Here is a 573-nt window from a genome sequence, read left to right as displayed (position 1 = left end):
GCAATGGAACTGCGCCAGCTGAGCCGTGGCGAGCACCTGGCTGAGGGCGTCGTCGTCGGCGACGAGCACGCGCAGCCCGGCAAGCTGGGCCGCGCTGCCGCGGGTGTCGAGCGGATGGAGCAGGGCGGTGGCGGGCTCGGCCCCTTCGTCCTGAACCGGCGCGCTGATTGAAAACCAGAAATTCGAGCCTTCGCCCGGCGTGCTCTCCACGCCGATCTCGCCGCCCATCAGATCCACCAGCTGCTGGCAGATCGCGAGGCCCAGCCCGGTGCCGCCAAAGCGCCGGGCGTAGGAGCTGTCGGCCTGGGTGAAGGGGGTGAACAGCCGCGGCCGCACGGCCGGTTCGATGCCGATGCCGCTATCGCGCACGCTGAAATGGAAGAACGACAGCGGTGCATCGTCGCCGCCATCCAGATGCCGCTGATCGACGCTCAGCACGATCTCGCCGCTGCTGGTGAACTTGATGGCGTTGGCGATGAGGTTGCCCAGCACCTGGCGCAGGCGGATCGGGTCGATCTTGGCCGAAGGCGGCAGATCGCGGGCGATGTGACAGCGGATCATCAGGCCCTTGTC

General features: G+C 68.2%; 1 protein-coding gene. It reads right to left on the bottom strand.

Annotation, left to right across the window (positions count from 1 at the left end; genetic code table 11):
• Nucleotides 1–573: ATP-binding protein (locus L6Q67_RS24195; RefSeq protein WP_296576265.1), on the bottom strand; the 573-nt coding region annotated here is incomplete at both ends.

This window comes from Zoogloea sp., from assembly GCF_023150065.1.
Classification (GTDB): Bacteria; Pseudomonadota; Gammaproteobacteria; order Burkholderiales; family Rhodocyclaceae; genus Zoogloea.
The sequence above is the reverse complement of the archived record's forward strand: the minus strand, read 5'-3'. Positions and strand labels throughout refer to the sequence as shown.